Source organism: Chroogloeocystis siderophila 5.2 s.c.1, from assembly GCF_001904655.1.
Lineage (GTDB): Bacteria > Cyanobacteriota > Cyanobacteriia > Cyanobacteriales > Chroococcidiopsidaceae > Chroogloeocystis > Chroogloeocystis siderophila.
In genome coordinates this window covers 52,292-74,693 of record NZ_MRCC01000001.1, presented here as the reverse complement: position 1 = coordinate 74,693, position 22,402 = coordinate 52,292, and the positions used below count along the sequence as shown (strand labels likewise).

The window sequence follows — 22,402 nt, the reverse complement described above, 5'->3', positions numbered from 1 at the left end:
TATAGCAGAGGTCACGGTTGAAAATGAGTTAGGGTAATGGTTATTCATACCTTCGATGTCCTAGCTACCCCAACGAGACTGCTATATAATCTAAGGTATGCACTGAAGCATCAAACTTGTAATATAGTAGGAGTCAGAGGTCAGAGTTAAACTTCCCTAGGGAAGTCAATATGAGCTTCTATAATATCCTAACTCTGTTGACTATGGCCATACCACAAACATAGATGAATGAGTGGTAGCGATCGCCTACAAGTTTGCGTTGCTACTACTTGTACCGCTTGAACTAAATCAACCAGCGATGTTGACGCAGTATTTGTTTTCTTGACGTGTAAACGATGAGGTGATCGCTTTTCTATTTCTAATCTTTCTAGTTGAGATGTTAAAGCGCTAATTTGACCTTCTAAAGTGTTTTTCTCTAATCTAAATTGTTCAATTCGAGATTTTAGCTTTTCCTGCTCCATGAGTTGAGTGTTTTGTTGCATAATAGCAGCAACTCTACACTCTAAATCTTTTTTGTCTCGTTTGAGAGATATAAGTTTTTGTTCAGCCTGGTGTAATTCTTCTCGTCTTTGAACAAATTGTCCTTCAACTTTAGCTAATTCTGATTGCGCTTTTCGTAGTTCATTAACTCTTACTATAAGAACTTGTAGTTCGGCTTTTCATCTTTCTAACTCTGCTTTATATTATTGGTTACTGCTGAGTAGTTTCTTACTAGAAATAGTAGCGCCAACAGCCCCTGTGGTACTTCCCAATAATGCACCACTCGTTCCTCCTACTGAAGCTGCTACACCTAAGCCAACAGCAAGTGAACCTACCATTAATCAATCTTGGTTTGGCATACCCCCACAAGTCCTTATGCTAAATTGGTTACACCATTTCTACATAAAGCTTGTTGAGTCAGCCTCGTCAAATTTACGGAATGTATTATTTTTACTAATATTTACCAGTGAGTAATTATTCGGTTGTTTAAATAATAAAATAACTTAAATCTTTAACTTGCATATTCTAAGCAACAATTAAACATAAATAATCGAAGTTTGTAATGTCTAACAAAGTACACATTAAATTATGACTATTAATACTTTTAATTGCATACTTATAGATACAAATGCTACGATGTATTTAGGTGTATTATTAGGACGATTTTTAAGTGCTGGAAGTGTTATTTTGTTACACGGCGATCTAGGCACTGGCAAAACAACTTTAGTTCAAGGAATTGGTAAAGGATTAGGAATCACTGAACCAATTGTTAGCCCTACTTTTACTTTAATTAACGAGTATACGGAAGGACGTTTGCCGCTTTATCATCTAGATTTATATCGTCTAGAACCAAAAGACGTTGCTGCATTGCACCTAGAAACTTACTGGGAAGGTATCGACGCAGATTTGGGGATAATGGCAATCGAATGGGCAGAACGATTGCCCTACTTACCACCAACTTATCTTAGTATTTGCCTAAACCACACTTCAAATGGTCGCCAAGTAGAGTTGTCTGCGGTTGATATTTCGCTTGATTTTTTAGCAAGATTTCAAACTAACTAAACTCTAGGCTAACCCGCTTCTATCCATCAAACTGTAGCGCTTCACCTCTAACATTTGTATCTAATTTACCCTTGTTGTAGACAATCTGACCGCCGACAATTGTCGTTACAGGCCATCCAGTAAGTTGCCAACCTTCAAAAGGACTCCAACCGCACTTAGTTTGTAACTCCTCACGCAAAACAGGGCGGTACGTGTTGAGATCGACTAAGACAAGATCTGCGTCATAACCAACCGCGATCGCGCCTTTATTCGGAATCCGATATGCTTTAGCAACGGCGGTAGACATCCAGTGCGCGACTTGCGCTACAGTACAGCGCCCCTGCATCGCTTGTGTCAGCATCAATGCTAATGATGTTTCTACCCCTGGCATTCCTGAAGGTGTATTCGGATACTCTTGCGCTTTTTCTTCTAAAGTATGCGGTGCGTGATCGGTGGCGATAAAGTCAATAACACCATCAAGTAAAGCTTGCCATAACACTTCATTATCCTGCGGCGATCGCAATGGTGGATTCATCTGTGCTAAAGTGCCAATCTTGGCATAAGCATCAGTATTCAATAGTAAATGCTGTGGTGTCACTTCCGCCGTAACCCAGCTTGGTTTATCGTGACGCAACAATTCGGCTTCGTCTCCGGTTGACATATGCAGAATATGTAAGCGTCGCTGATATTTCTTAGAAAGTTTTAACGCGAGTTTTGTTGCATTTAATGCTGCTGCTACATCCTGAATTTGCGAGTGAATCGCCGGATCTTTAATGCCCGCAAACTCTTGTCTTCTTTGAGTGATGCGGGCTTGATCTTCCGCATGAACAGCAATTAAGCGATCACCTTGCGAAAAAATTTGCTCTAAGGCAGCTTCTTTATCAACGAGTAATTGACCGTGCATTGAACCCATGAAAATTTTAATTCCTGGGGTAGGATTGACGGCGAGTAAATCAGGGGTATTATCTCCGGTAGCTCCGATGAAAAAACCGTAGTTAACTAAACACTTTTGCCTGGCACGTTCGAGTTTATCGTCCAAAGCTTGCTGATTTGTCGTTAGCGGGCGAGTATTCGGCATTTCTAAAAAAGACGTGACACCACCTCTAGCACACGCACAGCTAGCAGTAAACAAATCTTCTTTGTGTTCTAAGCCTGGTTCGCGAAAATGAACTTGAGGATCGATAACACCAGGCAACAAAGTTAAACCGGATGCGTCTATTTCTAGATAGTCTGCGCTATTTGCTGGTGGCGCAATTTCAGGCGCGACTTGCGCAATTTGGCGATCGCGAACCAGCACATCTCCAATTAAAAAGTCACCATTTGGTAAAAGAATTTGGGCATGGCGGATGAATAGATTTGTAGATGACATGACAATTAATTAAGTACTGGGGTTGAGTGTAACAAGTGACAACACTTTGAAAATAGCAGGACTTATAAACAGTGGCAGAATAAATGCACGTTATTCTACCGGAAAAGCAAGGGGTGAGTTAAAACTGTAGAGCGATCGCGTCTTTATATCCACGTTCTCAAACTTCAATGAAACTTTTCAGGATACCAGTGTTACATTAATGTAAGCTTTTTCTAGTTAGAATTAATAAATCAAAGTATTTTCGCTCGTTAAATTAGTTATTAGCACCTTTCGGTTGTTTTAAACAAAGCTCTATGTCTCGTGTGCCAGATCAAGTATCGAAAAAAAATTCGCGACAAGATAGTGAAGGTTCTTGGATCGGTGAATTAGGTAGAACGATCGCCTTAAGTATTGTATTAGCTTTAGGAATTCGGACTTTTGTTGCCGAAGCGCGTTGGATACCTTCCGAGTCTATGCTGCCAACGCTGCAAAAGTATGACAAGTTGATTGTCGATAAGTTGAGTTATCGTTTCACAAGCCCACAACGGGGAGATATCGTGGTTTTTTCTCCTACCAAAGGAATTATTCAAGAAAACCCCAATCTCAAAGATGCTTTTATCAAAAGAATTATTGGACTACCTGGCGATAAGGTAGAAGTTAGAGGCGGACGAGTTTACATCGACGATCAGCCGTTGCGCGAAAACTACATCGAAGCGCCTCCGCAGTACCTATATGGACCTGTGATTGTGCCAGAAAACTCGTATTTAGTCTTAGGCGATAACCGCAACAACAGCTATGATAGCCATTTTTGGGGCTTTGTGCCGCGAGAAAATATTATCGGACGTGCAGTAGTCCGCTTTTGGCCTCCGCATCGAGTCGGGGAAATAAATTAAAGAACAGCCTTCTCAATTCTTGTACCAAGTTTGCACGACACGTCCTTGCAGCGTTTGTCCTAACCACGGCGTATTACTTGACAAAGATTTCAAAGTATGTACTTGCAATTGCCATACTTGGTGTGGATCGAAAAGAACCATTTCTGCCGATGTATCAGGAGAAATCGCACTAGGGTTTTGTTGTAAACATTGAGATGGGCAGGTACTAAGGCTGCGCCATAATTCGACTGCGGACAATTCACCCGTTTCTACAAGATTTTGCCACAGTAAGGGTAAAGCTAACTCTAAACCGATCGCACCCGCAGGAGCTTCGGCAAAGGCAACAGTTTTTTCTTCGTAGGTGTAAGGAGTGTGATCGACGGCGATTGCATCGATAATACCCGAACGAACTCCTTGACGTAGTGCCTGAACATCGCTGGTATTTCCGAGTGGTGGTTCTAATCGCAGCGAGGGATTGTAACTTTTCACCGCTTGCGTATCAAGAAGCAAGTGCATCCAAGTCGTACTCGCCGTAATAGGTAAGCCTTGAGCTTTTGCCGCTTGAATCAATTCGACACCCCGCGCCGTTGAAATCCGCATAATATGTACGGGAGTCCCAATCGCGGCGACAACTTCTAAAATTGCAGCCAACGCCGCCGTTTCTGCGATCGCCGGATTTCCTGATAATCCAAAACGAATTGATTGCGTACCTTCGCGCATCACGCCATTTCCCGCCAACTGCGCGTCACACGCCCACAACGCCACCGGCTTATTGATTGGTTTGATGTATTCTAGCAAGCGCCGTAGTAGTGCTAAATTTTCAATCGCGCGACCATCGGCAAAACCCACAACATTTGATTCAGCCACTAATTCTGCCAATTCGGTCATTTGCTGTCCTTTAACACCAACCGTCAGCGCCGCCCAAAACTTAACTTTAACCGTGGCGGCTGCGAGTTCCTGCTGTAGCCGCGATACTACCGATAGATTATCAAGCGCGGGCATCGTATCCGGCAAAACGTGCAATCGAGTAAACCCGCCAGCAGTTGCAGCATCAATAAGCGATCGCCAAGTTTCGCGTTCTTCAAACCCAGGTTCGCCAGAATGGCTGTACAAATCGACCAATCCAGGACCTAACACAAGTCCGCGACAATTACGCACCTGCGTATTAGTTGAATAGTCGGCGATCGTTTCCTGCAATGCCTGAATCAGACCATCAACAACCAAAACATCAGCTACCCGATCAGTACTCGATACAGGATCAATCACCCGAACTTGTTGTAGCAATTCACTCTTCATGAATTTTGATTGGGACAGACTCACCTGACACCAATTAATTTAATAATGACCTATTGTTACCCAGTACCCTACAACGCCCCTGCGGCAGTTTTATCAAGAACACCTCCCCCAAGATGAGTTGTGATATTCATTGCTTGCAATACAGGTAAACCTGCTGCACTTTGCGGATAATCAATAACGCTGACAGCCCCATTTCCTTGGCGAAAGTTCCAGAAATGCGCAGGTGACAAACCCAAAACATGACACAGTAAAACTTTATTCGTGGCATCGTGCGCCACAACCAACCCAGTCGTTTGACTTGCTGCGGAATCAAGAATACTTTGCCAAGCCGCAACACTGCGTTCCCAGACTTGCTGTAAATTCTCACCTTGTGGCATTTGTACCTCTGCTGGTACTGTTCGCCATTGATGTAGTTTCCCTGGAAAACTTTGCTCGATCTCTGATTCTAATTTACCTTCCCAAAGTCCGTGATTAATCTCTTGCAGGTCAGCGTGTAATTGCAGTTGAATTTCAGGGTGATGCTGCAAAATAATCTCTGCGGTTTCCTTGGGACGCAACATTGGGCTACTCACAGCGAAATCCAGCCGCACGTTTTTCAGAAATTCCGCTGCTTTTTGTGCCTGTTGCCGACCATTATCGTTGAGCGGAACATCGATTTGCCCCTGAAACCGCGTTTGGCGATTCCATTCGGTTTCACCATGACGTACAAGCAAAAGGCGCTGTCCTTGATGATTTGGTCGCAGTGAAGGTAGAATTTCGCCCAAATGTGCTGTTTGATTGAGTGATTCTAGCTGTACTGCTCCCCACTTGCTGTCTTTTTGGTGCGAAGGAGTCGCCGGATCGAAATTCAGGACTGTGACATTACAGTTCGATTGCTGAATCGAGTGGTAGCGTTGCGGCGAAATTCCCAAAGCCGTACTAATCAAAGCGCGATTGATACCGTTATGCCCCACGATCAGAATTGTTTCGCCTGCATGACGCGGTAAAGTTTCTTCCCAAAACTGTCTTGCTTGTTGAAACAAACTGAGAATGGGGAAGTGTTCGCGGTTTTCTCCCACCACCATCACCAGTTGATCCGGATGTTCGTGCCAAAGTCGGTAAGCATCAGGAAATTTCTCGCGCACCTCAGAGGAAAGCATTCCTTCCCACAACGACAAGTCAACTTCCATTAAGATACTAGAAGCTTGCGGCTTGAGGGGTGTTGCTAAGCAATTACAGATGATTTCTGCTGTATGTTTTGCTCGCTGTAGAGGGCTAGTATAAACCGCAGCAAAATTTAAGTGACTCAGCGCACCACCAACTTTACGGGCATCGTTTTGCCCCTTTTCAGTTAAAGTTGACACATCACTACGACCCTGAATGCGCTTTTCGGTGTTGTAGCTGCTTTGACCGTGACGCACAATAATGACACGAGTGGTCAATCTATTTATCCTCCCACAGCACTTTTTGTAAATCGTTCGCTGCACATTCGCAGCACATACGAGCCAGCGTTATTTTAGCGTGTGATGAACACTTGTTAACAACAGAATAATGAAGTGATTCGTGATTAGTGGGTGGTGATTAATGGCTAGTGTCTAGAGTACTTAACAGCTAGCAACTACTTCTTCCCCCGACCTTTGACCCCCGACCCCTGACCTCTTCCATTCCTTGCTATGATTCCACAAGGGTGCGATCGCGCGCTCAAGATGGCTGTAACGGGGGAGATTGATGACAATTAAGCGGATCATCTTAAGTTTGCTGACGGTAGTCGCAATTTTATTTGCTGGTGCGTCTTTATGGGAAAGCTGGCAACAACCGCAAATTCAAAGTCGCTTGGAACTGTATCAAGCTAATCTCCTTTTGCACGCACAAGAGTGGCAACCTCAGGGTGACAATGGCGCGAGTCTGAGCAATGCTCGCAGTGCTTTGCTCGGAGAACAACCGCTTAATTCTGCGTTCGAGCAATATCAAGAGGCAAGAACGTCAGCGCAGATTAACTTAGATAAAGCAAACAACCAACTAAAACAGTTACAGTCAGAACCTGTAACCACCCCTGCGACTCCCAAATCACAATCAGAAATTGCCCCAATTACCGATACTTCTCGCCTGCGACAACAGCAACAAATACAGCGATCGCGCGCTCAGTTGCAGCAATTGATTGCTGAACTAGATCTGCGGCTAGGACTATTACAAGTACAGCAAGAACAAACTGATGCAGCGATTCAAACTTGGACAAAGTTTCAACAGCAAGTTAACAATCAACAGCAAGCTGTACTCGCCGATACCGCAGCAGTTTTGATAGGGCTTTGGAGCGACCCGCCTCGGATATTTCCCGATGCCGAACAACTGATTCAGAATAACTTAGATGGTTGGTTTCGCTATCGTGCTTTGTCTCAGCTATATCAACTTCAGCAACGTCAAGACGCGCTGACACAGCTACAAGCCACCGAACAACAAGTAGCCCAGCAAGCTGTCATCAAACTCGCATTTATTGGTAGTCTGCCTGCTTTTGGTGGCATAGTTGGTGTTGGGCTACTGCTCATTTTAGGCGCTCAGCGTTTAGTCAAAGGAAAAGAGGCGCTACTTGCACAAAATGAAGATGCACGGTGGTCAACTCCTTGGACAGGAGAAACTGTTTGGCAGGTATTCATCCTCGGCTTTTTTCTCATGGGGCAAATTGTTGTTCCTTTGGGGTTGGCGCTACTGCAAATTAGACCGCCAGCAGGTTCGGGTGTGCGCGTTCAGGCTTTTTATATTTTGACGACTTACCTAACAGTTGCTTTGGGTGGCTTGGCAGTGCTTTACTTTTCAATTAAGCCTTTCTTCCCGCTTCCCAAAGATTGGTTTCGCTTCAATTTACAGGGAAATTGGTTTTTATGGGGGTTGGGAGGATACTGTGCTGCACTTCCACTCGTGGTGATTGTGTCGCTGATTAATCAACAAATCTGGCAAGGACAGGGTGGTAGTAATCCACTGTTATCCTTAGCATTGCAGGCACAAGATCAAGTAGCATTAGCTATTTTCTTTTTTACCGCTGCGATCGCCGCGCCGATTTTCGAGGAATTACTGTTTCGTGGTTTTCTTTTACCCTCACTCACCCGTTACGTATCCGTTTCGGGTGCGATTCTTCTCAGTTCGTTGCTGTTTGCGGTTGCGCACCTCAGTGTAGCTGAAATTCTTCCATTGACCGTTTTAGGAATTGTCTTAGGGGTTGTGTACACGCGATCGCGCAACCTCCTCGCACCCATGCTACTCCACAGTCTTTGGAATAGTGGCACGCTTTTAAGTTTATTTATTTTAGGTAGTGGTTCTGTTTAATTTGTTGGTCAGTAGTGTATCTCTAGCTTCAAAACATAGCGTCCGAGTTGTACTTGCGACCACAATTCATACTCGACTTGAAGTTGCTGCGGTAAGGGACGATTGACTAAAGTTAATTGTCGAGTAAAATTACGCAATTGCAGGATATTTTCGCTGCCCTGAAAAAATCCGTTTCCTAACCAGTAACGACTAATTCCGTAAACTCCGCGCTCCCAAAAATGACGATAGCATACTTGATTTTCTGCTTGTCTGGTCATAATGACTCGATATGGTGAAATTTCGAGCCACAAAAGACTAGGGCTAGCAAGTGAAGGTTCTGTTATCAATAAATGAAAACTCTCGCGATCTTTTTGTTCTAACGTAGCTACAGTCTGCACCACGTACCGCAAGGGTAAATCTGTAGAAATTAATGAAAGCGATACTGGTTGACGGTAACGAGTCAGCATGAGCAAAAAGACCGCATGGCTAGTACAGCGCTAGTTTATCTTGAACAAGACTTATGCCACTGTTCTTAAAGCAAAGCTTAATAACATTGCGCCGATTCAAGTAAATGGGTGGAAATTAAAAGTAGCCTTACAGCTTTTATTGGTCATTGGTAACTGCTAATTGGTCGCGCTTAAGAAAGCAAAGCGATCAATGTGGGGTTTTGTGTTAATTGGGCTAACTCATAATTCACAACTCAGCTTTTGCTTAACTGGCGACGTTTTAAAAAATATTTCGTAGGAAGAAATGAAGCACTCGATAAAACCTGGTGGCAGAATTGGCTCAACACCAGGCACTATACTAGAATATTGCGATTGATAAGCTGCCAAAGCTGCAATTTTTTTGTTTAGGACTTTGTTAATTGGTAATCTATAAGCATGGGCAAGCTCTGGAGATTTAAAATCAAGTTGATGTGGAACCCAGCGCGTCCATACAGGATACTGCAATACTTCAATAGGTAGCTGCGATTCTTGGACTGCGGCTTGCACTAAAGCGTAAGTTTCTTTATGGTCAGGATGAATATCCTGTTTGTAAGGTACGTATACCTCTTGCGGTTGGCGATCGCGTAACAATTGCACGAGTTGATTAATTGTCTCCTGACGTTCAGCACTCGATAGTACAGCTAAACCGCCATCAGGTTTACCCAGAAAGTGAATTGCTGATTGTGCGACACCAAGAGTCTTGAGGGCTTGAATTGCTTCTTGCTGGCGAATTTGCACCAACTGATCCGGACAAATTTGCGGATATTCTGCGTATGATGCTCTACCATCAGTTAGAAATACAACATCTAACGCGACTTTGCGATCGCACTTGAGCGCAATTGTACCACCACAACCTAGCGTTTCGTCGTCTTGATGCGGTGCAAAAACGATTGCTGATTTTTGATTCACTGCGATCGCTTTGCTTTTCTTGTACAACCACCACAAATAAATAAACCTTGATTTTGAGAGCAACCGCTGCTTGATTTTTTGATGGTACTTATTCATAAAGATACTTCCTAGTTAACTGGAACAGTTTTTACTTTTTGGCTAGATTCTTGCCTTGATAAATTGCTTTCCAATGTCAAGTTTCGAGAATACTTGAGGCTTCCTTTTAAAAGTCCAATATTCCAACTAAGTATCCACAACCATTTGGCAAATTGACTTTTATTTTTAAGATAAAAAACAATTTTAATTGGATATAATAAAACTTTTATTAAATAACCAAAAGCAACAATTCTACTAACAGACACTCCATAAAGCAAACGGAGGTATATATGGCTTTCAGCCCAGCTTTCTCCTTGCTTGTAAATGTCTTTAAATCTATGACGTAGGCGTATTTGAGCAACAGCATCTTCAACAAAATGAAGTTGAGTACCTAAAAGTTGAACGCGGAAACAATAGTCAGTATCCTCCGCATATAATAAGTTTTCATTAAATCCACCTACAGCTTCATGTAACGCTTTTTTGATACCGAGATTACCACTGCCTGCAAAAGGTAGATAAGGCGGAAATTCGTACTGCGAAAGCCCTACTTTCTGAACTTGCAAGATACCGCTATCAACTAGCCACGGTTCGTTGAGTTGCGTATAATCAAAACATCCAGCAACAAAATCACGTTTGAGAAGTGCTTCTCCCATTGTAGATAACCAACTTGCTTCAACTCGATCGTCAGCATCACAAAATAGAAGTGCTTCGCCAGTTGCAACTTTGGCACCAGCGTTACGTGCGTGCGCAGCGCCAGGGCGATCGCTTGCATGAATCAACTGAAGATTTGGAATTTGTTTTTGATATTTTTCAACAATTGCAACTGATTCATCTGTAGAACCATTATCAACAACAATAATTTCCCAATTTTTCCATGTTTGTTTAGCAAGGGCTTCTAACTGCACTGCAATTGTTTTTGCTGCATTAAAGCAAGGAATAATTACACTTATTTTCATTATTGTAGGTTTTTGAGATAATTTATTTTTTTTTAAAACTTAGTTATAGTCAGCTAATTAAATTTACTTAGTAGATTAATATTATTTACTATGCTCAAAGACTACTGAATAAATTTATGATTATAATTTTGTATAGAGATATACTGTCAGTTGAGTTTAAAAAAGTAAAGTTTGATACTTATACTTAAACAATGACTTTATATTGTTGACAGTTTTGTGAATTTTTGGTGAGAAAAAGGTTAAGACTACACTAAAAAGTAACTCAATCGATATTGTAAGTAGCATTTGAGTTATAAGCTGATAATTCTTGAGAAAATCGATGTAGTCTTGAGTTCAAAATTAACTAGGATTTCAGTACCTGAGTGCTAATACTGCGGTAGGATGAAATGCACACACGTTACGTGAGTTTTCATGTCGGTTGTCATCACGCAAGAAACGAATCGTCACCAAAATCTCGTTATTAATCGTGCTACAGGATTATCCTTACACGGTCGTATCCGAGTTCCAGGAGATAAATCGATTTCGCATCGGGCTTTGATGCTAGGTGCGATCGCATCGGGCGAAACGCGCATTCAAGGGTTGTTGCTAGGCGAAGATCCGCGCAGTACAGCAAGTTGTTTTCAAGCTTTGGGGGCGGAAATTTCCGAGTTAAATAGCGAATTAGTCACCGTCAAAGGAATAGGATTGGGGCAATTACAAGAACCTGTCGATGTCCTCAATGCTGGGAATTCTGGGACAACACTACGGTTGATGCTCGGAATTTTAGCGGCGCATCCTAGGCGATTTTTTGCTGTCACAGGTGATAATTCATTGCGATCGCGTCCGATGTCGCGTGTCGTCAAACCATTGCAACAAATGGGGGCGCAAATTTGGGGACGTAAAGATAATTCGTTAGCGCCTTTAGCAATTCAAGGACAAACGCTTAAACCAATTCATTACAATTCTCCGATCGCTTCTGCGCAAGTGAAATCGTGTATTCTCTTAGCCGGATTGATGACTGAAGGCGAAACAACTGTCACGGAACCAGCCTTATCGCGGGATCATAGCGAAAGAATGCTCCAAGCCTTCGGGGCGAAACTCAGCGTCGAGCCTGATACTCACAGTGTTACAGTCACAGGACCTGCACAATTACAAGGACAAACCGTTATTGTACCTGGAGATATTAGTTCTGCGGCTTTTTGGCTAGTTGCAGCAGCAATTGTTCCTGATTCCGAATTAATTATTGAAAATGTAGGGGTAAATCCTACACGTACGGGTATTTTAGAAGCATTGTCGATGATGAACGCAGATGTTCAGTTAGAAAATCAGCGTTTAGTTGCAGGCGAACCTGTTGCAGATTTACGCGTACGTTCGAGTCAACTCACTAGTTGTACGATCGCTGGCGATTTGATTCCGCGATTAATTGATGAAATCCCGATTCTTACCGTCGCCGCAGTTTTTGCGCAGGGGACAACCGTGATTCGCGATGCGGAGGAATTGCGCGTTAAAGAAAGCGATCGCATTACAGTTATGGCAAATCAACTGCAACGCATGGGGGCTAATGTGACCGAACTTCCTGATGGTTTAGAAATTGTTGGGGGAACTTTGCTTACAGGTACAGATGTCGATAGTCATACAGATCATCGCATTGCGATGAGTTTAGCGATCGCTGCGCTCAATAGTACCGGAACTACAACTATTAATCGTGCAGAAGCTGCGGCTATTTCCTATCCAGATTTTGTACCGACACTCGAACAAGTTTGTCGTACTTAACTTTATTACTCGCTGATTCATAAAGAACCGTGAATATTTTGAATAATATCAGGCGCTGCGATATTTTCTGTGGTATGGAAACTGGCGATGTAAATTGTTTCGTTAGGCTGATATCGAATAAGCGTTAAAACTGAGTTTGCACCAAAGCGATCGCTAATCCAGAGTGTTAATGCTTCTCTACCGTCGGTCTGCGGTTGTTCTTTGTGAGTTATTTGAGATATTTCAACTTCTGAATTCAGTATTTGGTTCGCAAGTGATTCAAATAAAGTTGGTTCAATGCGAATATCTGTTTTAATTAAATCAGGAGGTAATTTTCCCGTGCCATTTTTTTACAGGTGGTTGACTCGTAATTATCACTAATTCCCTGCGCAAACGCTCAACAAACCAATTTGGCGGATGTTGAATCGAGTAAGTATTAGGTTCTATATAAGTTTGCCATTGAGGATTTATTTGGCTAATTTGTTCGGACGATTTGTTATTCGTGATGTGAAAAAAGATAACTCCTAATCCTGTCATAGCTACTAACCCTAGGAGTATCAGTTTGAGTTTCATTTTTGATAGAAAGTAACGTAGGTTGCTATGAGTACCTACGTAGATGGTTGATAATTTATTTTGTTCCGTTTTTTTTACACTTGTAGAGTCGCGCCCCATCGATAACGGTTATGTGGTGCATCTAAATCTAGAATTGGTCCTTTGGGAACAATACGTGTCGGGTTAACTTTTGGATGACTCATGTAGTAGTGCTTTTTGATATGGTCAAAATGACACGTTTCTTTGACACCCTTTTGTTGATAAAGGTCTTTTAGATAATTCCAAAGATTAGGATAATCGGCAATGCGCCGCAAGTTGCACTTGAAATGAACGTAGTAAACAGGGTCAAAGCGCAGTAGTGTTGTAAACAGACACCAATCGGCTTCAGTTAGGCGATCGCCACACAAATAACGCTGCTCAGATAAGACTTTTTCCCAATAATCTAATGCTTGAAACAATTCGGTGACAGCTTCTTCATACGCGGATTGCGTTGTTGCAAAACCTGCGCGATAAACTCCATTGTTAATCGGTTGATAAATTGCATCAATCGTTTCGTCAATTTTTTCCTGTATGTCTTGCGGATAAAAATGAATATCCTGTTTAGCGTAAGCTTCAAACTCAGTATCCAACATCCGAATAATTTCGCGGGATTCGTTATTGACAATTGTGCCAGTTTTCTTATCCCATAAAACAGGTACAGTTACTCTACCGCTGTAGTCAGGCTCAGCTTTCAGATAGACTTCCCACAAGTAATTCGTGTGGTTAACTGTATCCGGAATACTCCCTGGTTCATCGTCAGAGAATTCCCAACTGTTTTGATCGATAACTGGTGCTACTACAGAAAGACCAATAACATCTTCTAACCCTTTCAACCGTCGCATGATTGCGGTACGATGCGCCCAAGGGCAAGCCCAGGAGATATAAAGATGGTAACGTCCTGGTTCAGCTTTAAAGCCACTCGAACCATCAGCAGTAATTTTATCGCGGAAGGTCGTTGAAGGACGCACAAACCTCCCTCCTTCGTCTTCTTGTTCGCGTTCTGGCACCCATTTGCCATCAATGAGAACACCCAAACCCATTATGAAAATCTCCTATAATTGCTTTCAAGGCTCTCCGACTTTAGTCGTGGCTATTTATACAAAGTGTGCCTACACACACTAAAAAAATAAAAATTTTGAGGAAATAAGACAGACTTCACTTGTTCACGGGGGGTAGATGAAGTTTGTCTCGTTGTGCATTCATTATTTAGAACTTTGCAAAGCTGTAGATTCGCCGTAGTTATTTCTGAGATAAAGACACAATTTCTTACTTTCCACCTTCAGATCTTGAAAGCTGTAACTACTCTTCTACATTCAAAATTTGTGGCACTTTAAAGTACTCGCCCTCTTGTTCTGGCGCACTGCTGAGAATTGCGGCGCGTTCTTCGTAAGGTTTTAGTTCATCAGGGCGTGTTATATTTTTTACTTCAATTGCTCTTGCTGTGGGTGGGACATCAGTTACATCGAGTTCACTTAGTTGTTCAAAGTAGTCCAGAATACTACTTAGCTGCGTAGTAAATTGTTCTTCCTCTTGTGGAGTTAACTCTAATCGAGCTAAAAGCGCCACTTTTCGGACTTGTTCGCGATCAATCATAGGTAAGAGGTAATTGGTAATTGGTGATGGGTAATAGAATCACACTGAGCTTTCTACTCACTAGTCACTAGTCACTCTCTCACTAAAAGTTTTCGTGCATTCTACCTGTCGTTTTCAGCCAGTTTTGTGCTTCTAGGTAATTGTTAGGGGCGATGCTGATGGCTCGTCTCCAGTAATCAGCAGCTTGGTCAAATAAAGCTTCTGCACCGTCATTGTCGCCTGCTTCTTTGGCTCTTTCGCCTTGGTAGTGATAGATTACCGCAATGTTGTTGAGTGCTTGGATCAGGCGCGGATTTGTTTCTAGTGCTTGGTGATAGTAGTTTAGAGCTTTTTCATGTTCGCCATTACTCGCATGAATTAAGGCAATGTTGTAGAAGATATAACTGCGATCGTATGGGTCTTCTTCTAATTCTAAAGCTTCGTTGTAGTTATCTAAAGCTTCAGCGTAGTCGCCGTCGGCTTGGGCTGCCATTCCATCACGGTAGTAGACAAAAGCTTCTTTGGCTTTTTTATTTGTCGGCAGAACTTTGAGAATTAGATCCGCCATGACGGTAAAAGATTTATCGATAAAGTTGTCGTTACGTTGAGTTCTTGGCATATCTGCTTCTAGTTTATTAAAGAGTGTCTGCTATTAATTGCTTCCAAGGATATTGTAGTTGAGAGCAGGGTAGACTAGGACAGCGATCGCACTCGAATTCAGCTTGATCCAGCTTCAGAAAGAAGAGTGGTTAGTTGATAAGTTTTGTGTTAGCACTCAGCATAAAATTCAGTCATCCCTATGAGAAAAGTCGAAGTTGTTCCCCATAATCCCCAGTGGCGAGACGCCTTTGTAAAAGAAAAACAGCACATCTTGCAAGCGTTGGGTAACAATGTCGTTGCAATTCATCATATTGGTAGTCCTGCAATACCTCATATTTACGCCAAACCGATTATTGATTTGTTAGTGGAGGTAAAAGCAATTGCCAAAACGGATCAATGCAATTTATCAATGATAGCTTTAGGCTATGAAGCGATGGGCGAGTTTGGAATTCCAAGTCGCCGTTACTTTCGCAAAAACAACACAGCAGGTGTCAGAACACATCATGTTCATGCATTTGAAGTGGGCAAACCAGAAGTAGAGAAACATTTAGCATTTAGAGACTACATGATTGCCCACTTGGAAGATGCGCAGGAATATAGCAAGTTGAAGCGCGAGTTAGCCAGAAAGTATCCATATGACATTGATAGTTACATGGATGGGAAGCATGGATTTATTCAACAGATGAATGAAAAAGCAGCAAAGTGGCGTGAGCTACAGAAAACTAGCTAATTGTCAATCGCTCAGCACTTTTCCATCGAACAGACGTTAATATTGAACAACCAATGAAAAAAGAGAGGTGAAACAATGACCTCTACAACAACGCCCAACATCACTTTAGCAGAGTTTCTCAAGCTTCCTGAGACGAAGCCAGCCAGTGAATACATAACAATGGAGAGATCGTCCAAAAGCCGATGCCGAAAGGGAGACACAGCCGCTTGCAGAGTAAGCTGTGTGCCGCAATTAACGACATTACAGAGGAGCAAAAAATCGCTTATGCTTTTCCTGAACTACGTTGTAGCTTTGGTGATCGCTCAATTGTCCCAGATATTGCGGTCTTCCAGTGGCAACGAATTCCTTTTAATACAGATGGGGAAGTCCCTGATAACTTTCAATTACCTCCCGATTAGGTGATAGAGATTCTTTCTCCACTGTTTACAACATGGATGTCGATTAGGTTAGTTGATTGACGCAGATGATCGCAGTATATTAGTTTTTCTGCCAGGTCAGCAACCAGAACTAAGACAAGATAGCGATCGCCTACCAGTGCTAGCAGAAATCCCTCTAGAGTTAACTACAGCAGAGGTTTTTGATTGGTTGAAGATGGCAAAATCACTTTAATGTTTGTTCGATACTGGCTTCAGCTTGGTGAACGAGCGATCGCAAATTCTCTAGCATCGCGCGATCAATATTCTGCCACAAACCGCGTTGATGCGCTTCTAATAATCTTTCTGCCATATCGCGCAACGCCCACGGATTCTTTTGTTGGATAAACTGCTGAACATCGGGATCAAATAAGTACGCTTGTGCAACTCCCTGATACATATGATCTTCAACACAATGCGCTGTCGCGTCGTAGGCAAATAAATAATCTACCGTCGCCGCCATTTCAAACGCACCTTTGTAACCGTGACGCATGACTCCCGCAATCCACTTCGGGTTAATTACGCGGGATCGATAAACGCGGGCAATTTCTTCTTTGAGTTGACGCACGCGGGGATTTGCTGGAATTGAGTTGTCGCCAAAATAAGTTTGCGGGTTTTTGCCTTGTAAAGAACGTACTGCTGCGGTTAAACCGCCCTGAAATTGATAATAATCATCCGAATCAAGTAAATCGTGTTCGCGGTTGTCTTGATTGTGTAAAACGATTTGCATTTGTTGTAAACGCTGTGCAAAAGCTTCAGGAACGGCACATCCTTCAGCCGAACGCGAGTAAGCATAGCTACTCCAATTAATATAAGCAAGCGCTAAATCTTCATCATCATGCCAGTTTTGTGCTTCAATTAAACCTTGGAGTCCTGCACCATATGCGCCAGGTTTCGAGCCAAAAATGCGATAACGCGATCGCACCTCAGCTTGTTCTAAAGTTAACCCTGCTGCTTGCCATAGTTGTGTTTCTTGAGCAACTTGCGCAGCTAAAGGATTTTGTTCAAGCGGTTCATCGAGTGCAGCGACAGCAGCGACAGCAGTATCAAACAAATCAATTAAATTCGCAAAAGCATCGCGGAAAAAGCCCGAAATTCGCAAAGTTACATCCACGCGCGGACGTCCTAACACCGATAGCGGTAAAACTTCCAAATCGACCACCCGCCGCGAGACACCATCCCATACAGGTTGCACTCCGAGTAATGCTAATGCTTCGGCAATATCATCACCACCAGTCCGCATTGTCGAAGTTCCCCAAATTGATAAACCCAAAGTTTTTGGATACTCGCCATTATCTTGCGTATAACGTTCAATCAACGCCTCCGCAGCTTTGCGCCCAATATCCCAAGCCGTTTCTGTAGGAATCGCACGAATATCCACTGAGTAAAAATTGCGACCTGTTGGCAACACCTCAGGACGACCGCGAGTCGGCGCACCAGCAGCACCACTCGGAACATACCGCCCATCCAAACCACGTAATAGATGCGTAATCTCTTGTTGTGTTTGTTGCAAAGAAGGTAAGAGGTGATCGCGTATCCAGTTGAGGATAGGGGTCAGGGGTTCAGGGGTGAGGGGGTGTTCTACATTTGATAGTATTTGTTCGATTAAGGTAGTGGCGTGGTGTTCTAAGACTTCAACAGCATCGCCAATTGTGTAACAGCGCTGTTGCGTTTTTGTTAAAAGTATCTCAATTTCGTTGGCAGAGAGCTTTTGGCTAAAATCTGCGGTAAGAGGATCGAAATCTAATCCCCAGTCTTGAGCAATCGCTTGCGTGAGTCCACAGTGATCGCTACTTGGCATACGGGCGATCGCCACAATCAAATCCCTGAGTTGTCTACCTTGCGGACACTGACCAAAGATATGTAAACCATCGCGAATTTGCGCTTCTTTCAGTTCACATAGATATGCATCAACATTGCTAATTGTCAATTGTTCGTTACCATCTGTTACACCCAGATCGAGGTGGAGATTTTCTTGGAGAATTAGATGGAGAATGCGATCGCGAATCAGCGTTAACCGCGTTGGATCTAAACTTTGCGCTTCATAATACTCATCAACCAACCCCTCCAATTGCTGTAAAGGTCCATACAATTGCGCGCGAGTCAACGGCGGCGTCAAATGGTCTAAAATCACAGCTTGAGCGCGACGCTTCGCCTGCGAACCCTCACCAGGATCATTGACAATAAACGGATACAAATGCGGTAAAGCCCCCAAAGCCACCTCTGGGTAACACTCCTCCGACAAAGCTACACTCTTCCCTGGTAGCCACTCCAAATTGCCATGCTTCCCCACATGAACCACTGCATCAGCACCAAAACATTCTCGCACCCAATAATAAAACGCCAAATAATCATGCGTAGGCTCCAAATCAGGAGCATGATAATTCAAAGCAGGGTCAACATCATACCCACGCCCTGGCTGAATTCCCACAAACACATTCCCCAACTCAATTCCAGGAACCGCAAAACGCCTTTCCTCTGCTTTCCTGTATCTCTTCCCCTCTGCGCCCTCTGCGTCTCTGTGGTTCGTATCCTCCCACCTCTCAGAAATCGCCCGTTGCACCCCCAAAGGCAAACGCCTAAAATACGCACAATACTCCTCCCAACTCACCTGCTGCAACACCCGACGCAATCTCCCTTCGGGATCATTCGTCACTCCACTCGTCAAGCGCTGCATCAACTCATCACTACTCTGCGGTAAATTTTCCACCCGATACCCAGCCGCTTGCAAAGCCTGCAAAAGTTCTACACAACTCGCTGGAGTATCCAACCCCACGCCATTTGCCAATCGTCCATCACGATTCGGGTAATTTGCCAAAATTAGCGCAATTTTTCTTTCGTGTGGTGATAACAAACGCAAACGTACCCAACTCGCGGCTAAATCCGCAACAAAAGCAATGCGATCGCACCGTGGTTCATAAACAACAACATCCGTTTCTAAGTCAGAATTCCAAGTTTGCACCGCTTTAAACGAAACTGCACGCGTAATAATTCGCCCATCCACCTCTGGTAGCGCCACATTCATCGCCATATCACGCGGTGAAAGCCCTTGAAATTGCGATTCCCAAACATCTACAGGGCTACTACTCAAAATCGCTTGCAATACAGGAACATCCAATTTTTCCCAAAAATCTAATTGCAGCGTTGCTTCCAATCGCGCTAGCGAGAAACTCGTCGTATTCAGTAATAGTTGAATTTGTGGTTCATCTTTTGGTTGAAAATAAGATGCTAGCTCGTCTTGTACATCGCGATCACGCAACGAAGACACAAAAATCGGCACTGGTTCTAAATTTCTTTCCTGTAACGCTTGACAAAAAGCATCAATTACACTTATGTTACCAGCCAAATAATGCGCGCGATAAAACAAAATCCCGACTTTAGGCTTTTCCCCTGATCCCCAACCTCTAACCTCTGAACTCTGATAAAAACCTACACGCGGTACAACTTGTGGCTGTGGTGGATGATAGCTTGTTTCTAAACACGTATCACAGACAAACTGTAAGCCATTGACGATATTTTCTACGCCGCCTTCGCTGAAGTAGCGCCAAATTTGGATAACAGCGGTTAAAGAAACGGTGGAATGCTCGATTAAATGCGGATCGAGAACATCATCGCCAGGAATAACAATCAGTGATGCACCTGTACGCTGTACGGTTTCCTGCACCACTTCTAAGCCGTAAGACCAGTAAGATCTCCCTCCTAGCAAGCGTAATATAATAACTTGAGCCTTTTCTAATATCTCCTCCGCATAGGTATCAATCGTGAGTTGTTGCTGTAGTTGTAATAAATTAGCAACACGCAGTGCAGGAAACCCCACTGGTAATTTAGAAATTCCGGCTGCTATGGTTTGAATATCAGTATCTGCCGCAGTCAGAAACACGATTGGAGCAGGAGATTGTTCTAGAAAAATTACGCCTTCTGATTGAGGATTCCAGCCTCCTGGTGTGCCATTAATACGATGCATAATGTTGTTTTATAAAATGCATAATATAGATTTATTAGTTGCAATAGGGGGAAAAGCGGCAGTGAAAAGCTATTTAGCCAAGATTCAATAAACATCAGAGCATGTTCCATCCTGAAGATTTGAGCTTTCGTGGCACTTTGCCCTTAGCAATTTTTGAGCAACTAAAGCAGTTGTTGCATCAAATGGCTCAAGTCGCGGAAACGGAAGCTGTGGTGCTGACACAAGACATCCTTTTATCAATTCCTGTTCCTCAGAAGAAGCAACAATTTATCGTCATCATATCTCAAGGATTTAGTGCGCTGCTGTTGGGATTTCCAGAGGAACCTGAACAATCAAACATTCAGAATTCAATCAAAATGCCAGATCCTGATGACGCCGCATACTTTTCACTACCTGCCGAATTTTTATCATTTGACGTGCAAGAGCCGCTCATCGATGTCAATTTAACGTTTGACCGCGATGCGATCGCTAATTTTCTGCAACAACTCAGCTACAATCTTCAGCACGACTTTCAAGCGTCCCAAACACTAGCGCAGTACTGTCAAAGCGTACAACCAAATGATACCAGGCTGCAAAGTTACTTTACACTTTTATTGTTATCTATCTTCAATAAAGAGAAAGCGGCTGCGCCACAAGCCGAATATCCTTCTGTATCTGTCTGTCAACCTGTAGAAGATGCACTTAAAGAGCAAATTGCGCACGAACGCTTATTGAACCAACTCACAAGTCAAATTCGTCAAAGTTTAGATTTATCAGTCATCCTTTCCACGGCAGTGAGTCACGTCCGTGATTTTCTGCAATTGGATCGCTTGATGATTTATCAGTTTGCACAAGATAGCGATCACGAATGGATTGCGACATCATCACAAGGGCTTCCTGCTAGCAATACTTGGCAAAAACATTCGGGGTGTGTTGTTTATGAAGCCCGTGCCGCCGAATCAATTCCATCAATGTTAAATTACCGCGAAGCAGGATGTTTTATTCCAACTTCGCAATGTTGGGAGAAGTATCGCAAAGGCTTTACACTCGCTGTTGATGATATTGAAAAAACTTATGTCCTTTCGCAGTGTCTTCTAGAGTTTTTGCGCGCGAGTCAAGTACGTGCAAAGCTAGCAGCACCTATTGTCTTGCAAGAAAAGCTGTGGGGGTTGCTGATCGCCCATCAATGTCATGATCGCCACTGGCGTGACAGTGAAAAAAAACTACTGCAAAGAATCGCCGAACAACTAGCGATCGCGATTAACCAAGCCGAACTAATGCAATCTTTAACACGCGAAAAACAATTGCTCGAACAACGAGTTTCACAACGTACGCAAGCCCTGCAAGATGCTTTAATCGCCGCGCAAGCCGCAAACCGTGCCAAAAGCGAATTCTTGGCGACGATGAGTCACGAATTGCGATCGCCACTGACAACTATTATTGGGTTATCTGCGACACTGTTACGTTGGTCTTTTGGTCAATTAACCGAGCGTCAGCGCCAATATCTAGACACTATTCACAACAGCGGCGAACATTTATTAGCGTTGATCAACGATATTTTGACATTATCCGAAGTGGAAGCGGGTAAGACACTATTAGAGAAAAGCGAGTTTTCTTTAAGCGCGATCGCCGAAGCGAGTATGCAATCTTTTAGAAGTATCGCAGCACGGCAAGCGGTCGATCTTTGTTTAGATTTAAGAATTGACACGTCGCGCGATCGCATCATCGCAGACTTTAAACGCGTGCAACAAATTCTCTGGAATCTTCTTAGCAATGCGGTAAAATTTACTCCAGCCGGCGGACGAGTGATTTTACGTGCTTGGCTAGAGCACAACATCGCTGTCTTGCAAGTTGAAGATACAGGAATTGGCATTCCAACAGATCAGCTACCACTACTATTTGAGAAATTCCAACAGCTAGATACGCCATACCGCCGTCAGTACGAAGGAACAGGGCTAGGTCTAGCCCTCACTAAACATCTAGTAGAACTTCACCAAGGACGTATCGAAGTCGAATCAGTTGTCGGTCATGGTTCAATTTTTACAGTTTGGTTGCCAAGAGTCGAGGAGTGATGGGCAAGGCAG

Annotated in this window: 19 protein-coding genes and 1 pseudogene; 7 read left to right on the top strand and 13 right to left on the bottom strand. The window is 43.3% G+C overall.

The window, feature by feature from the left end; genetic code table 11:
* Nucleotides 1-188: 188 nt before the first annotated feature.
* Entirely contained in the window at nucleotides 189-482 is a 294-nt protein-coding gene (locus tag NIES1031_RS00345) for a hypothetical protein (RefSeq protein WP_073547590.1), read from the bottom strand.
* Nucleotides 483-683: 201 nt separating this feature from the next.
* On the bottom strand, nucleotides 684-818 hold the full coding sequence (locus NIES1031_RS25880; protein WP_269085980.1) for a hypothetical protein: 135 nt from the start codon (nucleotides 816-818) through the stop codon (nucleotides 684-686).
* A 250-nt stretch (nucleotides 819-1,068) separates the two neighbouring features.
* On the opposite strand from NIES1031_RS25880, the gene tsaE reads away from it, so the two are divergent.
* Nucleotides 1,069-1,542: a tRNA (adenosine(37)-N6)-threonylcarbamoyltransferase complex ATPase subunit type 1 TsaE gene (gene tsaE / locus NIES1031_RS00340; RefSeq protein WP_073547589.1), complete on the top strand. Its 474-nt coding sequence runs from the start codon at nucleotides 1,069-1,071 to the stop codon at nucleotides 1,540-1,542.
* Between the two features lie 19 nt (nucleotides 1,543-1,561).
* Here the strand turns inward: tsaE and NIES1031_RS00335 are convergent, their stop codons facing one another.
* Nucleotides 1,562-2,890, bottom strand: coding sequence for a dihydroorotase (locus NIES1031_RS00335; protein ID WP_073547588.1), 1,329 nt, complete (start codon nucleotides 2,888-2,890; stop codon nucleotides 1,562-1,564).
* Nucleotides 2,891-3,183: 293 nt separating this feature from the next.
* Between NIES1031_RS00335 and lepB the strand changes: the two genes are divergently transcribed.
* Nucleotides 3,184-3,762: a signal peptidase I gene (lepB, locus tag NIES1031_RS00330; protein ID WP_073547587.1), complete on the top strand. Its 579-nt coding sequence runs from the start codon at nucleotides 3,184-3,186 to the stop codon at nucleotides 3,760-3,762.
* 12 nt (nucleotides 3,763-3,774) lie between these two features.
* Here lepB and NIES1031_RS00325 read toward each other — a convergent pair whose 3' ends face one another.
* Nucleotides 3,775-5,037, bottom strand: coding sequence for a dihydroorotase (locus NIES1031_RS00325; RefSeq protein WP_073547586.1), 1,263 nt, complete (start codon nucleotides 5,035-5,037; stop codon nucleotides 3,775-3,777).
* 68 nt (nucleotides 5,038-5,105) lie between these two features.
* The gene (locus NIES1031_RS00320) at nucleotides 5,106-6,458 is read right to left on the bottom strand and encodes a histidine phosphatase family protein (protein WP_073547585.1); all 1,353 of its coding nucleotides are present in this window, start codon (nucleotides 6,456-6,458) and stop codon (nucleotides 5,106-5,108) included.
* 286 nt (nucleotides 6,459-6,744) lie between these two features.
* On the opposite strand from NIES1031_RS00320, the gene NIES1031_RS00315 reads away from it, so the two are divergent.
* Complete coding sequence (locus tag NIES1031_RS00315) at nucleotides 6,745-8,334, top strand: type II CAAX endopeptidase family protein (protein ID WP_073547584.1); 1,590 nt, start codon at nucleotides 6,745-6,747, stop codon at nucleotides 8,332-8,334.
* Nucleotides 8,335-8,342: 8 nt separating this feature from the next.
* On the opposite strand, the gene NIES1031_RS00310 is transcribed toward NIES1031_RS00315, so the two are convergent.
* From NIES1031_RS00310 to NIES1031_RS00300, 3 genes are all read right to left on the bottom strand, one after another.
* A complete protein-coding gene (locus NIES1031_RS00310; RefSeq protein ID WP_073547583.1) occupies nucleotides 8,343-8,780 on the bottom strand; it encodes a hypothetical protein in 438 nt (145 codons plus the stop codon).
* A 219-nt stretch (nucleotides 8,781-8,999) separates the two neighbouring features.
* On the bottom strand, nucleotides 9,000-9,803 hold the full coding sequence (locus tag NIES1031_RS00305; protein WP_073547582.1) for a PIG-L deacetylase family protein: 804 nt from the start codon (nucleotides 9,801-9,803) through the stop codon (nucleotides 9,000-9,002).
* 11 nt (nucleotides 9,804-9,814) lie between these two features.
* Complete coding sequence (locus tag NIES1031_RS00300; RefSeq protein WP_073547581.1) at nucleotides 9,815-10,738, bottom strand: glycosyltransferase family 2 protein; 924 nt, start codon at nucleotides 10,736-10,738, stop codon at nucleotides 9,815-9,817.
* Nucleotides 10,739-11,149: 411 nt separating this feature from the next.
* Between NIES1031_RS00300 and aroA the strand changes: the two genes are divergently transcribed.
* Nucleotides 11,150-12,490 carry a 3-phosphoshikimate 1-carboxyvinyltransferase gene (gene aroA, locus NIES1031_RS00295; protein ID WP_073547580.1) on the top strand — a complete coding sequence of 447 codons (1,341 nt, stop codon included), beginning with the start codon at nucleotides 11,150-11,152 and terminating at the stop codon, nucleotides 12,488-12,490.
* A 300-nt stretch (nucleotides 12,491-12,790) separates the two neighbouring features.
* Here aroA and NIES1031_RS00290 read toward each other — a convergent pair whose 3' ends face one another.
* From NIES1031_RS00290 to NIES1031_RS00275, 4 genes are all read right to left on the bottom strand, one after another.
* Nucleotides 12,791-13,042 (bottom strand): hypothetical protein, encoded by a 252-nt coding sequence (locus tag NIES1031_RS00290; protein WP_073547579.1) that lies wholly within the window; start codon nucleotides 13,040-13,042, stop codon nucleotides 12,791-12,793.
* 74 nt (nucleotides 13,043-13,116) lie between these two features.
* Nucleotides 13,117-14,100 (bottom strand): glutathione S-transferase family protein, encoded by a 984-nt coding sequence (locus NIES1031_RS00285; RefSeq protein WP_073547578.1) that lies wholly within the window; start codon nucleotides 14,098-14,100, stop codon nucleotides 13,117-13,119.
* A gap of 259 nt (nucleotides 14,101-14,359) precedes the next feature.
* Nucleotides 14,360-14,653, bottom strand: coding sequence for an Asp-tRNA(Asn)/Glu-tRNA(Gln) amidotransferase subunit GatC (gene gatC, locus NIES1031_RS00280; RefSeq protein ID WP_015187185.1), 294 nt, complete (start codon nucleotides 14,651-14,653; stop codon nucleotides 14,360-14,362).
* A gap of 82 nt (nucleotides 14,654-14,735) precedes the next feature.
* A complete protein-coding gene (locus NIES1031_RS00275) occupies nucleotides 14,736-15,251 on the bottom strand; it encodes a photosystem I assembly protein Ycf3 (RefSeq protein WP_015187186.1) in 516 nt (171 codons plus the stop codon).
* Between the two features lie 180 nt (nucleotides 15,252-15,431).
* Here NIES1031_RS00275 and NIES1031_RS00270 point away from each other — a divergent pair, with 180 nt between their 5' ends.
* Together NIES1031_RS00270 and NIES1031_RS00265 are read left to right on the top strand one after the other, a co-directional pair.
* Complete coding sequence (locus NIES1031_RS00270) at nucleotides 15,432-15,962, top strand: GrpB family protein (RefSeq protein WP_073547577.1); 531 nt, start codon at nucleotides 15,432-15,434, stop codon at nucleotides 15,960-15,962.
* 75 nt (nucleotides 15,963-16,037) lie between these two features.
* Nucleotides 16,038-16,571 (top strand): annotated as a pseudogene (locus NIES1031_RS00265) (Uma2 family endonuclease).
* Here the strand turns inward: NIES1031_RS00265 and cobN are convergent.
* Nucleotides 16,563-20,339, bottom strand: coding sequence for a cobaltochelatase subunit CobN (gene cobN / locus NIES1031_RS00260; RefSeq protein WP_073547576.1), 3,777 nt, complete (start codon nucleotides 20,337-20,339; stop codon nucleotides 16,563-16,565). The pseudogene NIES1031_RS00265 and the gene cobN sit on opposite strands and share 9 nt — an antisense overlap.
* 101 nt (nucleotides 20,340-20,440) lie before the next feature.
* Between cobN and NIES1031_RS00255 the strand changes: the two genes are divergently transcribed.
* Nucleotides 20,441-22,390, top strand: a complete 1,950-nt coding sequence (locus NIES1031_RS00255; RefSeq protein ID WP_073547575.1) for a GAF domain-containing sensor histidine kinase — start codon at nucleotides 20,441-20,443, stop codon at nucleotides 22,388-22,390.
* Nucleotides 22,391-22,402 lie beyond the last annotated feature (12 nt).

Bases quoted from the DNA above. Each gene is read 5' to 3' on its own strand.
- NIES1031_RS00310 (WP_073547583.1), bottom strand. From the start codon at position 8,780: ATGCTGACTCGTTACCGTCAACCAGTATCGCTTTCATTAATTTCTACA.
- NIES1031_RS00325 (WP_073547586.1), bottom strand. From the start codon at position 5,037: ATGAAGAGTGAATTGCTACAACAAGTTCGGGTGATTGATCCTGTATCG.
- NIES1031_RS00335 (WP_073547588.1), bottom strand. From the start codon at position 2,890: ATGTCATCTACAAATCTATTCATCCGCCATGCCCAAATTCTTTTACCA.
- tsaE (WP_073547589.1), top strand. From the start codon at position 1,069: ATGACTATTAATACTTTTAATTGCATACTTATAGATACAAATGCTACG.
- NIES1031_RS00255 (WP_073547575.1), top strand. From the start codon at position 20,441: ATGTTCCATCCTGAAGATTTGAGCTTTCGTGGCACTTTGCCCTTAGCA.
- NIES1031_RS00300 (WP_073547581.1), bottom strand. From the start codon at position 10,738: ATGAAAATAAGTGTAATTATTCCTTGCTTTAATGCAGCAAAAACAATT.
- NIES1031_RS25880 (WP_269085980.1), bottom strand. From the start codon at position 818: ATGGTAGGTTCACTTGCTGTTGGCTTAGGTGTAGCAGCTTCAGTAGGA.
- NIES1031_RS00270 (WP_073547577.1), top strand. From the start codon at position 15,432: ATGAGAAAAGTCGAAGTTGTTCCCCATAATCCCCAGTGGCGAGACGCC.
- cobN (WP_073547576.1), bottom strand. From the start codon at position 20,339: ATGCATCGTATTAATGGCACACCAGGAGGCTGGAATCCTCAATCAGAA.
- NIES1031_RS00275 (WP_015187186.1), bottom strand. From the start codon at position 15,251: ATGCCAAGAACTCAACGTAACGACAACTTTATCGATAAATCTTTTACC.
- aroA (WP_073547580.1), top strand. From the start codon at position 11,150: ATGTCGGTTGTCATCACGCAAGAAACGAATCGTCACCAAAATCTCGTT.
- NIES1031_RS00305 (WP_073547582.1), bottom strand. From the start codon at position 9,803: ATGAATAAGTACCATCAAAAAATCAAGCAGCGGTTGCTCTCAAAATCA.
- gatC (WP_015187185.1), bottom strand. From the start codon at position 14,653: ATGATTGATCGCGAACAAGTCCGAAAAGTGGCGCTTTTAGCTCGATTA.
- NIES1031_RS00285 (WP_073547578.1), bottom strand. From the start codon at position 14,100: ATGGGTTTGGGTGTTCTCATTGATGGCAAATGGGTGCCAGAACGCGAA.
- NIES1031_RS00290 (WP_073547579.1), bottom strand. From the start codon at position 13,042: ATGAAACTCAAACTGATACTCCTAGGGTTAGTAGCTATGACAGGATTA.
- lepB (WP_073547587.1), top strand. From the start codon at position 3,184: ATGTCTCGTGTGCCAGATCAAGTATCGAAAAAAAATTCGCGACAAGAT.
- NIES1031_RS00315 (WP_073547584.1), top strand. From the start codon at position 6,745: ATGACAATTAAGCGGATCATCTTAAGTTTGCTGACGGTAGTCGCAATT.
- NIES1031_RS00345 (WP_073547590.1), bottom strand. From the start codon at position 482: ATGCAACAAAACACTCAACTCATGGAGCAGGAAAAGCTAAAATCTCGA.